Below are 14,248 nucleotides of genomic sequence, written 5' to 3' on the forward strand. Positions count from 1 at the left end.
GGCTCAATGTTTAATGTTTAATTCTGTTTTATAAATAATTTTCCATATCTACTTAATTATTGCTTATTACCTCTTTGCTAAACTGTTGTTCATAAAGAGTAAGTAAAATATTATAACTCTCAAAATCGGCATAGGAATCAATATACTTTTTTTCTAAGTCTGATAAAGTTCTTTCCTTCTTTTTCAACTTTAAAGCAGCTTGATTAATTTCATTTATACCTCTCTTTATATTTTGATTTTCTGAGTCAATTTTTAAATAATTAAATAGATGAATCATTTTTGTCTGTCGGCTAAAAAAATCTTCGTATTTAACTAAATAAACTTCATAAAAATGTCTTAATTGCTTAATTTCTTGTAGCCCCTCATTCCAATCCTCAACAGCTTTGGAAAAATCTCTATTCTTCGACCAACTCGTATCTTTTCCTAAAGAGGCATTATTAGCCCTGGTATTATAAGAGCAGGCAATATCATAAATATTCCGAAAAATATAGACTATTTTAGCTTGAGGCAAATTCAACCAAGTATTTTTCCATGATTGAATAAATCTAGGTCTTTTATCGCCGATATATCTCGCTTTCGCAAATTTATCTTTAATCTCTTCATAAAAATGAGGACGGACTAAATAATTTTCACTTTCAGAATCAAAAAAAGCTTCTTGCTCAAAAGAGGATGCCAGAATATTATCTTCTGTGGAGTATCTTTCTATGCCCAAGCATATTTCTGGACTAGAATTTAAAACTTGTCCTAAGGCAGTAGTTCCAGATCTAGCATTACCGATCGCAAATAAATAATTTTTCTGTTGTAAAATGCGATTAGCCATAAGCTTACGGCTATGATAAATCGATTTGATTTTGTTACCTAATACGCTGTTTCTCTGATGATTGATTTCTTGATAACTATAGCTTAATTTTATTATGCATAATTCAATTTTTTTATAGATAAATTTTTGATTATTGCTTAACCAGACTATTAGTTCAAAACTCTGTTTTTCTTGACTAGAAAAATTTAATGCACATCTCCACCGAGAATTTGAACTGTGTTTAATATTTGGCAGTCTTGCCTTTAAAGCAGGAGAGGCACAGCCGATTTCCCCTAAAATACAGCAATTATCTCCAACAAGATAAATCTCTTTGACGTGGTTTTCTTTACCGAGAGCAAGTCCGCTCAGAACAATTGATGGCTTATGATTAAAAAACAACTGATGGTAGTCTAAGCAAAGCTGATTATTTTGATGAGAATCCAAAGACAGTTCGTGAAAATATGGTTGCCAATCTTTTTTTTCTGGCGAATACAATTTTATTTGATAACATATCTTCAGTCTATCAATATCTTTTAAAATTTCTTCTTGCTCATTACCGATTTCCATGATTTAAAAGTCAAAATAAAAGCGATTTAACCATAAATTAGCAAATTTATCTCACAAATATTGCTTGATAAATGATTACTAATTACTAACTACTAATCGAAGAGGGTAAAGGAAATAATTTGCTACCTGCATAGTTCCTTATCCCTTATCCTCTAACTAACAGCATTCCCCAGGAGAACAACAGTCATCATTGCTGGTATTTGTTAGGTTATATTCTGAACCTTTGGTTTCTCTAGCGTGACGAATTGCTTTAGTTTTGCAGTTAAAATCTTGCGCGTCTTCTAAAGGAATATTATTATAGGGTGCAATACCGATAACATCATCTGCATAAGGACTACAGCAGCTAGTCATAATCTTATAGGTCTTATCGCAGACAGCCATTCTTTCTCCACGACAGAAAACATGACCATCATCATCTATAACCTGTTTCCAAGGGCCTTTGTAAACTATTGACTGCTTTCTTTCTAAGCAAACCCCTTCTTTGCCTTTATATGCCCGAACAGTCATAGAACGAAATTCTACGCCGTCGATAACCTGCCAGGGGCTTTCTTCACGCTTGAGGATTTCTACACCATAGAAACCTGCATCTTCAAACATCTTAAGAAAATTATCTTCTCTAAATGCCCCTGCAATGCAGCCACTCCAAAGTTCAGGATCGTTAAGAATCGTAGCAGTAGGATCTTCATCACAGACAATATCCGAAATTACTGCCCGTCCACCACGCTTGAGGACACGAAAGATTTCGCCAAATAGCTGTTCTTTATCTTGTGGACGAACAAGATTTAAGACACAGTTAGAAATTACCACGTCTACACTATTATCAGGGATAAGTGGCTCTTGTTGTCTTAGGCGATCGCATTCTGCTTCATATTCGGCAATCTTGGCTACTGAGGTAACAGGATTAGCCTGTAACCATGTTTGTAACTTATCCAAAGGCAATTTTAGATCTTGAATTTTACCTTTAACAAATTCAGTGTTGTGATAGCCTAACTTATCTGCCATCTCGCCCTGATATTTCCGCGCCAGATCGAGCATGACATCGTTAAAGTCTACGCCAATAATTTTGCCAGACTCTGCGACTTTTTGCGCCAAAATATAGCAATTTTTACCCGCACCCGAACCTAAATCAACTACAGTTTCTCCCTCATTGACGTAGCGAGTAGGATCGCCACAGCCATAATCTTTGGCAATAATTTCTTCGGGCAAGATTTCGGTATAGTTGCCCTCATACTCTGTGGGACAACATAAACTAGGCTGCTGTTGTCTTGCACCCTCTTGATATCTTTCTAGTACGGTAGATTCAATATCATAATCTAGGGTCGTTGATGGGGTTGGCTGTTGGTCAGTTGCAATCTCAGTCACAGATAGCTAATCCTTTTACTTAACTTTGGCTATATACAGGTTAATCATAGGGAGTATAGATTCAATCCTTCTTAGTAGATAAATTACTCCCTGATAATTTAATTTTTTAGGTTCTATTATTTAAGTTAACTAAGATTAAAGCTTCCTGAGAATATGCTTTGGTAAATCTAAACCTTTTTTCGTAATTTTGCCATCTTTAATTTGAAATTCTCTACCAAAGAATAATTGATGCTAAATATATTTTTGCCATATAGCTAAATCTTCAGGGCGATCCACATCTGATAAAGTTTTAAGATAATGGATGTTTAAATCTAATTGAGTAGCGATCGCTTTTGTTTGATTGAGGACTCGATCTGTTCCCCAATTTATATCTGCAAACAGTTCGGGTATAGTACAGTTTAAGCCAATTAAATAATATCCGCCATCGGTAGCCGAGCCTATTACTAAATCTCGATCTGACAATGAATTAAAAGCTGCTTCTAATATTGCTCGATCAATATCAGGACAGTCAGTACCAATAGTTACTACTCTTTTGCTTCCTAAACTAAAAGCTCGCTCAAACGCCGATCGCATTTTATAACCCAAATCTCCTATAACCTGGGGAATATATTCAAGATCTTTTCCTAACCATTCTGCCATTAGTTGTTTATTCCCGCCTGCAAAATGTAGTTCTATGGTAATGTCACGGTAAGACTTGAGATTTCTTGCAGTGTTGAGAGTATGTTCGCTCATCTGTCGCTGTAATTCTGCTGCACCTTTTGCATCCAAAGCTGGAATCATACGAGTTTTTGTTTTTCCCGCTTCAGGATAACGACTGAAGATAATTAAAGTTTCCCTCATGAAATAAGCGGTAAAAGGCAGTTGTATAAAAGTCAGTTAGGGGCGAACGGCCGTTCGCCCGTACAGAGGTCAGCAAGGTGTAACCACCGCAGCTAGTCAAAGATCTTATTGAGCTTCGTTTGACTACAGTTTCATATATTTAGATCGACAACATCACTTATGATTTATCTTTCCATTGACTATAAGGATATTTAGCCAAGCTGGAATTAAAATATTTTTTATCGTTGACCTCTTTATCGATCCAATGAGGTAAATCTATTTGCTGGTCTTCGCTTTCTAATTCTACTTCAGCGATAATTAACCCCGCATTATCTCCTAAAAATTCATCTATTTCCCAAGTAAAATCATTCTGATTAACTTTATATCTAATCTTTTCGATCAAGGGTTTAAGACACAAGGTACTTAGCATCTCCTCAGCATCCTCTAGCGGGATCGGATACTCAAATTCTGAGCGAGTATAGCCTGTCGTTTCACCTTTGATCGTTATATAGCCTTGCTTATCAATAGTTCTCAGTCTAACTGTCGTCGTGTTACCTGTAGGGATGTAACCCTGACAATATTTTGTTCCTGTAACTGATGAATATTGCTTATAAGACTGCCATTCGTCTTTTTTGATTAGATACTTTCTTTCGATTTCTTTGCCCATTTTTCTAGGGTAAAGTACAAATATTAGCTTACTAAAAAACGATCGCAGTTGAAGAAATGCGATCGCTCTAAGCTTTTAGTAGTCACTAATTTTAATAGCTGGAACGATAAATTATCTACTTCCAAACTCACTCCATAGTTGAGCTTGATGAGGAATTACAAGATCGGAGTTTGCAGGTGCTACATTTTGAGCCTGAGGTTGATTTAAATAAGCACGAGTAGCAGTGTATCCTACTACAAACATAGAAAAAGCTGCTAGAGAAAACCCTAAAGCTTTGTCTAAAGTAGAAGTATTATTGTTAGATGTTTGTAAATGCATTTATCGAAGCCTCAAAAGTTTTATTTTTCTGTATTAATTATCTCAGAAAAATGTAACAATGGCTACTTTTTACAAAAATTAATTTAATTAAAAGATTGTTGATTGTTGCCCTGTTACTGACTCAATAAGTTGATCTGATAAAGAGAAAGGCAGGTTTTGGTTGTGAGAAGTAATACCATGTCCGATGCCTGCGACTAATCCTAAAATTGAGGGAAGTATATATGCTGCTAAGTTTCTCATTACTACTTTTCTTTTTTTCTTTTCTGGCTTTAATCCCAGAGTGCCATCGCTTTGGGCTAAATTTTGTAGCAAAACTTACTAAAGCTAGACAATATTAAAGCAAATATGCTTTTTATACATCGTCACAATTCAAGTATTGCAATATAACCAAAAATTTGGCTGAAATTCAAGCTATCTAACTTGAGTAATTGACCAAGGAAGCTCTTGATTAGCAAACATGGGTACAACCTCGCCATACATAGCAGGAACTTTATAGGCTACAGGTTCTAAAGTGACAGACTTTTGGGGTGGGGTAATGTTGTAGATACGTTGAGCATTATCAGATACAAAACCCTGTAGATTTGCGATCGCATTATGCTGTTCAAACAATTCTACCAAAGCCTGTAGTGCGATCGGTGCCGTAAAAATCCCTGCTGCACAGCCACAAGCTTCTTTTTTATCAATAGGGTGGGGTGCGGAGTCACTACCAAACATTAGTTTAGGATGGGCATTGATAGCTGCATTGACTAAAGCTTCTCTGTCTTCAGGACGTTTGGCGATGGGTTTACAGAACAAATGAGGTCTAAGTAGTCCCCCTGCTAGGTCATCTAAAGTAATAATTAAATGGTGCAGGGTTACAGTTGCATAAAGATGCTCGTAATTATTTAGCAAAGATACGGCATCGGCAGTGGTGATATGCTCCATAATAATTTTAAGCTGAGGAAATTTTTGTGCCAGATGTTCAAAAATAGGCAAAAACAGTTTTTCTCTGTCCATCACAAAACCATGAGTTTCCCCGTGTATCATTAAGGGTATTTCCAACTCTTCTAAATGCTTGATTGTAGCTTCGGCTTTACTCAAGGCTGCTACTCCATCTTCGCTATTGGTAGTAACTCCCGCAGGATAAAGCTTAACTCCGAGAATATACGGCTTAAGTTGCTCAAGCTCTTGATAGCTGTATTCCTTAAAGAACAGCGTCATGTAGGGTTCAAATACGTCTTTGCCAATAATTGATTTAATTTCCTTTATATATCCTTGCAACCGCTCTAAATTATTTACCACAGGAACAAGATTAGGCATTACTACCCCGCCTGCAAACGAGTATGAACTAAGAGGAATAACTGTTTGTGCCATTACTCCCTCACGAAAATGAAGGTGCATATCTAAAGGCGAATTAAGGACTACTTGTTTTGTTTGATTCATTGGGAGTTCTACAATTAGCCAACAGGTGAGCTATATAATTAATCCATAAATACCATAGCAAGTGTTCGCTGTTCACTCTTGATAAATGTCAGCCCAAGTAATCACAATTTTATCTGCTGAAGAAATTCGCCGTACTCTAAATCGCTTGGCTTCGCAAATTATTGAAGAATCAGGGGATTTATCTAACGTAGTTTTATTAGGTATTCATACCAAAGGAGTGCCTTTAGCTCACTTATTAGCCAATCAGATTGAGATTTTAGAAAACACTTCCGTTGCTGTTGGTGCGATCGATGTTACCTTCTATCGTGATGATCTAGATAAGATTCGGACTCGTATTCCCGCTCAAACAAAAATCCCTCTTGACTTAACGAATAAAACTGTGGTGTTGATCGATGATGTAATTTATAAAGGTCGTACTATTCGTGCTGCATTGAATGCCGTTACTGAATATGGTAGACCTCAAGTAATTAGATTAGCGGTGTTGGTAGATCGAGGACATCGGGAATTACCCATCCATCCAGACTTTGTAGGCAAAATGCTGCCTACCGCCTCAGAAGAAAAAGTCAAGGTTTATGTCAATGAAATTGATGGCAGAGATGCAGTGGAATTAATTAAAGATTAGATGAGGAAGATTGAAGACTAGTATTTTGTAAGCTATAGTTATGCTACAAAAATATTAGCCGATTTAAAAATTTGTCATGACCTATAGCCTTAGAATTGCTGACTTACCTATTAGTGAGCGTCCCCGTGAAAGGTTAATGGCTGTAGGCGCAAAAAATCTAACTGAAGCAGAACTTTTGGCTATTTTGATTAGTACTGGACAGACAAAAGGTAATTTATCAGCAATTGGCTTAGGGCAACACATATTACAAGAATTAGGTAAATACCAGCGATCGCCTTTAGATATGCTGCGAGACGTTAATCCTCGCGAATTAATGAGTATTCCTGGCATTGGTCCGGCTAAAGCTGCTACTATTGTTGCTGCGGTGGAGTTAGGCAAACGCACCTTTAAATTTCGACCAAATGAAAGAGTCGCCGTCGATAGTCCCGCTTCGGCTGCTGCGGTTTTAAGCCATGATTTAATGTGGCAAGATCAAGAGCGATTTGCCATAGTGATGCTGGACGTAAAAAATCGTTTACTAGCGACGAAAATCTTAACTATTGGCACAGCTACAGAGACTTTGATTCATCCCCGTGAGGTTTTTCGAGAGACTATACGTCAGGGTGCAACTAAGCTGATTATTGCTCATAATCATCCATCAGGAAACTTAGAGCCTTCGAGTGAAGACATTTATTTGACTGAACAATTACTCCAAGGTTCGCAATGTTTGGATATCCCTTTGTTGGATCATTTGATCTTAGGTAATGGCGATCATCAAAGTCTTAGGCAAAAAACAGACTTATGGCAACGCTATCCGCAATCAGAATGAAGTTACAAAATGTTGAGGTGACGCACGGATATTCAAGACGGGAAGTAGGCGATTTTCTCTGCTATAAAATTTTGAATAGCTTTGATAAACCATTCAGTTAGCCATCCTAAAATTGAAATAAAGAGAATTAAGTGAGGGGTAATTATTTCTTTCGTGCCAACTAAAAAAGGTTATTCAACTGTTAACTGGAAGAGGGAATCCTGTCGCCAGCCAAGATTTGAGTATATAGCCAGAATAGCTAATTAATCCACAGAATTTGACTGTAGAAAGTGTTTTAGTGATTCTGTTCATGAGCCTACCTCCTGCTTGCCATAACTTCGGAATTGAATTTGACCATATAATTTGTAGAAGTGAGAGTACAAAACAAATCATTAGGACAATACATTCAGTCTCATCACGGAGTCGAACCGCTGGGGCTTCCCCAAAACCTTTAATTTTATTTGTGATAATAGTATATCAAAAGAAAAATACATGACCCAATGATTTCTGTAATAATCTCAGATTGCAGCCAGCATCAAGACTATGCTGGCATGACTATGACGTAACCAGTGAGACGAAGCTTTTTTCTTTACTCCAGCCCATTTACAGGCTCGTTTAATCATCCGATGCGCTGAGTATTCTTAATATTGGCGATCGCAAAATTTATGCTTGTCTACAAAAGTGTATAATTCTATTTTTTTCTCCCAATTAGTTTATAGCAATGCCAAAATGGTTTGAGATGAAATAATCATAAATTCTTTAGTAATTGCTGATTATTGATAGCTAAAGAATTCTGATTTATGTTGGTGTGAGTGAGGATCGTTTGCAATGTCTAGATTCTGGGTCAAAGCTAGGCTAATAGTGCCTATTTGTACTACTTACCTATCGTTATCTCCGAGTATCGAAGCTGCTGAATTACCAAAATTGCTCGGCGTTAACTTGAATCAGCATCAACAATTCATGCCACAGGTTTTGCACCGTCAAGCAGAAGATATTAGCAATTTTTACTCAGAAAAAAACAATAGGACACTATTGTTAACTCAAATTAATAGCGTCGATCAGCTACGAGATCTCAAATCTACAGATTGGGCTTACGCAGCATTAAAAAACTTGAGCGATCGCTATGGTTGCATTAGCGGATATAGCGATCGCACTTTTCGAGGAGAACAACCTATTTCTCGTTTTGAGTTTGCAGCAGGATTAAATAATTGTCTAAGCAAAATCGAAAGTTTAATTAGCAATTCTGATAGCGTTCCCCAAACAGATGTAGATCTTGTTTCACGGTTAATACAGGAATTTCAGTCAGATTTAGCCATTCTTAAGGGGAAAACAGACGGCTCTCAGGCAAGATTACAAGATTTAGAAGCTACGCAATTTTCTACTACCAGTAAACTTCAGGGTGAGGCAATTTTTGGACTAGGTAGCCTTTTAGCTGGCGATCGCGATAGTACGGTTTTAGGTAGTAGATTACGATTAAATATAGAAACTAGCTTTGGGGGAGACGATCTACTATTAACTAGATTGTCTAGTTTAAATTTTCCTGGCTTTTCCGAGGAAACTGGCACTTTCCAGGGTGAATTAGCTTTTGCCGACCCAGAACAAGATGATTTTCAATTAGAAGTCTTGCAGTACACTTTTGGCGTGGGTGATAAAGTTGACTTTATTTTAGGAGCAACAGGAACAGAGGCAGACGATATTGCCGATACAATAAACGTCTTAGATGGAGATGGAGGTTCGGGTGCAATTTCCAGATTCGGTACACGCAATCCTATTTACTATCAGACTGGGGATGCGGGGTTAGGAATTGTGGGTCGTCCTATCGAACAAATTGAAATTAGTGCGGGTTATTTGGCTTCTACTGCTAATGACTCAAATTCAGGCAGTGGCTTGTTTAATGGTTCATATAGCGCGCTGGGGCAAATTGCGATCGCCCCAATCGACAGTCTAAAATTGGCTGCCACCTATATTCATAGTTACGATCAAAGCGACACCGAGACAGGAACCAATCGAGCTAATTTGCAATCTCAAACTGCCAAGTTACTAGGAGAACAAGCACAAACTGTGAGCAATTCCTATGGGCTAGAGCTATCTTGGTCAATTAGCGATCGCCTGATCATTGGTGGTTGGGGAGGATTTAGTAAGGTTAATAGTCTTAGCAATCTCAATCAACAAATTGAGCGGGGAACCCAAAATATCTGGAACTGGGCTGCAACTTTGGCATTACCCGACTTAGGCAAGGAAGGTAACTTGGCAGGAATTGTAGTGGGTTCAGAACCTACGGTAACCAATTCAAGCATCAACAATGATAATTTTGGCGAAGATAGTCAACGCTCCCTACACCTAGAAGCTTTTTATCAATATCAGGTTAATGATAATATTGCTATCACTCCAGGAGTAGTTTGGATTACTAAACCCGATACCGATATCGACTCTAATGATTTGGTTGTTGGCACAATTAGGACTACCTTTAGTTTTTAGTTTTTATCTAATACAAATAATTAGAAGATGTTGACTTAGCCCCAGAAGCAAACGCCAGCCAAAGAGGAAACTTGAGAACAGATAAATTCAATATTTCTTCAGTCTCATCAATGATAATCATGGGTAATAATTTGTCTTGAATCAGACGCTCGGCTCTTTGAACCAAAACTTCAGGAGAATCAAACAAGACTACGCCTCGATTAGTACCAAAGCTATTTCGCGAGATACCTAAACAATCTTGTAATCCTTTGCGCCATTCACCTAAGTTTTCGGGCGTATCTGTCAACACAAGAATTCTACAGCTATCTCCATACAGACTATGGAGAATTGAAACTGCTGCTGAGGCTACCAGGATATTTTGCAGACGGCTTCCCATACTGTCAACTGTGCCTCTACCGCCTTGAGAGAAAAACCAATTCTGAACTCTTTTGGCGTGAGTAGCTTCAAATGTACGGCGTAATTGCCAAGGAGAGCCATAATAATCGGGGCTATTACGATATTTATCTAATAGCTGACGAATGCGTCTACTTTGATCGGTAAAAGTGGGTTCAGAAAACTGAGCTTGTGCAGAGGTTGCTTGGTCTGAGGTGTTTCTATTTCGGCGAAGTTCCCTCTCCCCTCGTCTACCTCTATCTCTTTCTGGCTCATCTCTGCGAGGATTTTCTCTGTCTCTAATTCTCCCACGGCTTTTAGGGGAAGAAACTTCTCTGGGTTCTAACTCTAGTTTTTCTGCTGCTGTGGCTAAATCTTGAAGACTACCGACCAAATAGTTTTTAAATCCCTGAACTCTAAGGGCTAACTCTTGGGATGAACCTGCAAAATTACGTCTCATCTCCTGATTAATTCTTTCTTTACGCCGTTCTAGTTTTTCAATCTCAATTTGCAGAGCCGTTTTGCGAGCTTGTAGTTCTTTTGTTCCCTCTTCAATCATCTGTCCAATGCTTTGTTGGATATCTTTTACCTGCTGTAACAGTAATTTTTCTTTTTGCTCTTGTAATGCTTTAATTTCACTTTGGAGATCAACTTTTTGCTCTTTTAAGCTAATTATCTCGCGATCATCTGAAGCCTGGTTTTTTTTAACAGAATTACCGTTGGCTGATATATTTGACTCAGGTTCATCTAACCAGCTATCTACAAATAATTCTGGTTCAGTTTTGAAGCTTTTTGCAGCAGTATCTAGTTCACTATCGACATTGCTGGGCTTAGTTGATATTTCGTTCTGATTTAATTCTGACTGCTCCAAAACATTTAAAGGTTCAACTTTACCCTGAGAATTATCCACTGGAAGAGAATCATCGGCTGAAAGTTCTGAGTCTATAGTCACATTAATCACATTATCTTGTTTAGACCAAGCATCAGTATAGCTTTGCGAAATTGATTCTTTTTGGTCTGGTTGTAGTTCAGTGTCTAGCTCAATAGATTCAGAATTGGTATTGTCTGATTCGGGAATGGAAGGGTTTTCAGAATTCATGAGAACGCCAAGAGTAAGTAGTACAGTTTATTTACAGTTGAAAACTATGAGTATAATTTTCTTTCACGAGGATAGTATTTATTCAAGCAATCTAATAAGGTTTTAGAATCAAAAATAATTGGCAAGAAATGAATGCTGTTAACTTCTCGAAAGTAAAACAAGATGGGAATAGGTGACCAAAAGATTTCCCAATTCAACCATTCACTATAGGGAAAGCTTAAAATAACCTTGCCTGAGCGCAGGACGTTTAGAGCTTCATCCGTAAATTGCAGTCTAATTAAAATTGTTTGTATTGTTAAAAATAGACCAAGTAAAGCGCAAACTCCAGCTAACCACAGAGAAACTAAAGCTAAAGCGCAAGCTCCCGCTATTAAAAATAGAGGAATTCTGTAGCTTGGTGAAAGTTCGACGACTTCGCTGGGATTGTTAGTTTTGATATTAGTAGCCATTTAAATTAGTTACTGATTAATAGTTTCTATTTTACAACGACCCGAATTTTAGCTGGGTTTGATTTAAGCCTTAATTACATTCAATTTAGAAACTAACGACTTAAACCTTGAAACATTAGCAAGGACATAAAAAAGTTAGAAATAAAAATTGCGCTCAATGCCATAACTACTGCCGTAGTGGTTGATTCTCCCACTCCTCTAGCTCCCCCTATGGTGGTTAATCCCCAATTGCAGCCAACAATAGCGATCAATGCTCCAAAAACAACTGCTTTGATTAAAGCACTAACTATATCCCATACCTGAATAAAACTTTGTATGGACTCGATAAAGATTACATAAGAAACATTATAAAAACCCGTTGCCACCAGAATGCCCCCAATCAAACCGACAACTAAAGAAAGCATGGTCAACATTGGTAGCATCAGGCAGCAAGCCAGCAGACGAGGAATCACCAGATAGTCAATGGGGTCACTTTTTAGCACATACAGAGCATCAATTTGTTCGGTGACCTTCATAGTACCAATCTCGGCTGCAAATGCTGAACCAACTCTAGCAGCTAGCACTACCGCTGTCAGTACGGGAGCTAGTTCTCTGCTTAACGCTAAAGCCAAAACACCTCCAATTGCCTGTACTGCGCCAAAATTTAAAAACTCGCGAGCGACTTGTATTGTAAATACCATGCCGACAAAAATTGATGTTGCCAGAGCAATTGTTAAAGAATCTGGTCCAACTATTACCATTTGTTCTATGGTGTTGCGGCGATTTATTTTTCCTTTGAGCAAATGAACAACAACCTGTCCTGTAAGAAATAATGCGGCTAATGAACGTTGTAGCCAAATTTGAAATTCATTATTGGAGGTGCTACTCATTAAGTGATTTTTAAAAGGATGAGGGATGAGGGAATGCTGACCAAGACAAGGAACAAATTTACAAAAATTTGCATCTAATTATAGTCTTATAGTCCCAACCCTCAAATCCCTAAAATTCGATTCCAGGCTGGGCTTTAACTCCTTGTTCACGAAATGGATGTTTAACTAACGTCATTTCTGTTGCTAAATCAGCGATCGCAATTAATTCTTCAGGTGCGCCTCTGCCTGTCAAAATTACGTGAGAATCTGCTGGCTTTTGTTTTAAACCTGCAATTACAGTATTAACGTCTAAATATCCTAGCTTTAAGGCGATATTGACCTCATCTAGCAGCACTAATCTATATTTGGGGTCAATAATATAGCTCAATCCCTTTGCCCAAGCAGCAGTTGCCATTTCTATGTCTCGATCTCGATCTTGGGTATCCCAGGTAAATCCTTCGCCCATGGCGTGAAATTTTAGCTGATCTGACCATTTCTCTAGTACCGCTTTTTCGGCAGGTTCCCATGCTCCTTTAATAAACTGTACAATTGCCACGTTGTAACCATGACCAAGCGATCGTATTACCATTCCCAAAGCAGCAGTGGTTTTGCCTTTACCATTGCCCGTATTAACGACAATTAGACCCTTTTCTTGGGTTTTCTCGGCTAAACGTTTCGACTGCACCTCCTGGCGACGTTGCATCTTCTGCTTGTGCTGTTCACTGCTAACTGTAGTTCCGCTCATGATTATTGTACGAACGAACGACCGTTCGCCCCTAACTGATTATATGAGTAGTTTAGCAATAGGGAGTAAATCACAAGCGATCGATAATTAGGTAGTTTAAACTTGGAATAATATTTTTACTACACTAAATCAATGGATTTTTTAAATTCACAACTATATTTTCTGTCTAAAACATTAACTCCTTCGGGAGCTATCTTATTAGATGTAGAAAACTTTCCCTTCCAGTTAGACTTGACACAATATCTCAAAGCATATTGTCAATATCCAATAACTATTAAGTTTGCAGTCGCCAATTGGCTGAACAATAGTATTTCCAAACTAGATAAATATTTATATCAACAAGGATATCAATTAATTCATGTACCCCAGGGAAAAAATTCTGCTGATGCTCAAATTTTGACTTTAGGTAGTTCTTTGTTATTACAATTTCCTCAAGTAAAAGAAGTAGTAATAGTTTCTCACGACTCTATTTTTGATTGTTTACATCAAAATTTACCAAGGCAAGGATGCAGCACGTACAAAGTGTATCAGCATTCACGAAATATTTATCTACACAATTTTATTGATAATCGCACTTCGGTAATATCTACAGTTTCTCATCTTGGTGATAAATCACGACCCACTAAAGAGCCAAATATAGAACAGTCAATTCAAAGCAAAATCGCCTTAACTTTAAATAAACTTACACAAATATCAAGCGAACCAGTTACCTTATCACAGCTTTCTCAGCAATTTAAGCATGACTATCAACAGTCAATATCAGAAGTTCTTAAAAGCAATAAAATTGGCAAATCTGCTTTGAATTTTATTAAACAAAGCTGTGTCAATCAAATTAAAATTAAGCAAGAAAATAAAACTCATTATCTTTTGCTAAAAGAATAAAACTCATCATTT

At 37.6% G+C, this 14,248-nt stretch carries 15 protein-coding genes; 4 read left to right on the top strand and 11 right to left on the bottom strand.

The genetic code is table 11. The annotated features are described in order from the left end of the window. Positions 1 to 52 precede the first annotated feature (52 nt). The 7 genes from SLP02_RS01715 to pyrC all read right to left on the bottom strand — a co-directional run bounded on the left by SLP02_RS01715 (position 53) and on the right by pyrC (position 5,954). The gene (locus SLP02_RS01715) at positions 53 to 1,366 is read right to left on the bottom strand and encodes a sulfotransferase family protein (RefSeq protein WP_319418925.1); all 1,314 of its coding nucleotides are present in this window, start codon (positions 1,364 to 1,366) and stop codon (positions 53 to 55) included. 156 nt (positions 1,367 to 1,522) lie between these two features. Next, positions 1,523 to 2,728, bottom strand: a complete 1,206-nt coding sequence (locus SLP02_RS01720; RefSeq protein ID WP_319418926.1) for a methyltransferase domain-containing protein — start codon at positions 2,726 to 2,728, stop codon at positions 1,523 to 1,525. A 231-nt stretch (positions 2,729 to 2,959) separates the two neighbouring features. Next, the gene (locus SLP02_RS01725; protein WP_319418927.1) at positions 2,960 to 3,568 is read right to left on the bottom strand and encodes a TIGR04282 family arsenosugar biosynthesis glycosyltransferase; all 609 of its coding nucleotides are present in this window, start codon (positions 3,566 to 3,568) and stop codon (positions 2,960 to 2,962) included. 157 nt (positions 3,569 to 3,725) lie between these two features. Further along, positions 3,726 to 4,214: a CYTH domain-containing protein gene (locus tag SLP02_RS01730; RefSeq protein ID WP_319418928.1), complete on the bottom strand. Its 489-nt coding sequence runs from the start codon at positions 4,212 to 4,214 to the stop codon at positions 3,726 to 3,728. Positions 4,215 to 4,325: 111 nt separating this feature from the next. After that, positions 4,326 to 4,532 carry a hypothetical protein gene (locus SLP02_RS01735; protein WP_319418929.1) on the bottom strand — a complete coding sequence of 69 codons (207 nt, stop codon included), beginning with the start codon at positions 4,530 to 4,532 and terminating at the stop codon, positions 4,326 to 4,328. An 87-nt stretch (positions 4,533 to 4,619) separates the two neighbouring features. Next, positions 4,620 to 4,844 carry a hypothetical protein gene (locus SLP02_RS01740; protein WP_319418930.1) on the bottom strand — a complete coding sequence of 75 codons (225 nt, stop codon included), beginning with the start codon at positions 4,842 to 4,844 and terminating at the stop codon, positions 4,620 to 4,622. A gap of 99 nt (positions 4,845 to 4,943) precedes the next feature. After that, positions 4,944 to 5,954 (bottom strand): dihydroorotase, encoded by a 1,011-nt coding sequence (pyrC, locus tag SLP02_RS01745; protein WP_319418931.1) that lies wholly within the window; start codon positions 5,952 to 5,954, stop codon positions 4,944 to 4,946. Between the two features lie 85 nt (positions 5,955 to 6,039). On the opposite strand from pyrC, the gene pyrR reads away from it, so the two are divergent. The 3 genes from pyrR to SLP02_RS01760 all read left to right on the top strand — a co-directional run bounded on the left by pyrR (position 6,040) and on the right by SLP02_RS01760 (position 9,841). Then, the gene (pyrR, locus tag SLP02_RS01750) at positions 6,040 to 6,576 is read left to right on the top strand and encodes a bifunctional pyr operon transcriptional regulator/uracil phosphoribosyltransferase PyrR (RefSeq protein ID WP_319418932.1); all 537 of its coding nucleotides are present in this window, start codon (positions 6,040 to 6,042) and stop codon (positions 6,574 to 6,576) included. Between the two features lie 76 nt (positions 6,577 to 6,652). Then, complete coding sequence (gene radC, locus SLP02_RS01755) at positions 6,653 to 7,384, top strand: RadC family protein (RefSeq protein ID WP_319418933.1); 732 nt, start codon at positions 6,653 to 6,655, stop codon at positions 7,382 to 7,384. Between the two features lie 807 nt (positions 7,385 to 8,191). Continuing rightward, positions 8,192 to 9,841: an iron uptake porin gene (locus SLP02_RS01760; RefSeq protein ID WP_319418934.1), complete on the top strand. Its 1,650-nt coding sequence runs from the start codon at positions 8,192 to 8,194 to the stop codon at positions 9,839 to 9,841. A gap of 7 nt (positions 9,842 to 9,848) precedes the next feature. Here the strand turns inward: SLP02_RS01760 and SLP02_RS01765 are convergent, their stop codons facing one another. The 4 genes from SLP02_RS01765 to cobO all read right to left on the bottom strand — a co-directional run bounded on the left by SLP02_RS01765 (position 9,849) and on the right by cobO (position 13,354). After that, a complete protein-coding gene (locus SLP02_RS01765; RefSeq protein ID WP_319418935.1) occupies positions 9,849 to 11,312 on the bottom strand; it encodes a DUF3086 domain-containing protein in 1,464 nt (487 codons plus the stop codon). A 44-nt stretch (positions 11,313 to 11,356) separates the two neighbouring features. Next, entirely contained in the window at positions 11,357 to 11,749 is a 393-nt protein-coding gene (locus tag SLP02_RS01770) for a DUF3119 family protein (protein ID WP_413467308.1), read from the bottom strand. A 104-nt stretch (positions 11,750 to 11,853) separates the two neighbouring features. After that, a complete protein-coding gene (locus tag SLP02_RS01775; RefSeq protein ID WP_319418937.1) occupies positions 11,854 to 12,630 on the bottom strand; it encodes an MlaE family lipid ABC transporter permease subunit in 777 nt (258 codons plus the stop codon). A gap of 109 nt (positions 12,631 to 12,739) precedes the next feature. Then, a complete protein-coding gene (gene cobO, locus SLP02_RS01780; protein WP_319418938.1) occupies positions 12,740 to 13,354 on the bottom strand; it encodes a cob(I)yrinic acid a,c-diamide adenosyltransferase in 615 nt (204 codons plus the stop codon). Between the two features lie 132 nt (positions 13,355 to 13,486). Here cobO and SLP02_RS01785 point away from each other — a divergent pair, with 132 nt between their 5' ends. Next, positions 13,487 to 14,236 carry an NYN domain-containing protein gene (locus SLP02_RS01785; RefSeq protein WP_319418939.1) on the top strand — a complete coding sequence of 250 codons (750 nt, stop codon included), beginning with the start codon at positions 13,487 to 13,489 and terminating at the stop codon, positions 14,234 to 14,236. Positions 14,237 to 14,248 lie beyond the last annotated feature (12 nt).

It is taken from the genome of Pleurocapsa sp. FMAR1 (assembly GCF_963665995.1).
Taxonomy (GTDB): domain Bacteria; phylum Cyanobacteriota; class Cyanobacteriia; order Cyanobacteriales; family Xenococcaceae; genus Waterburya.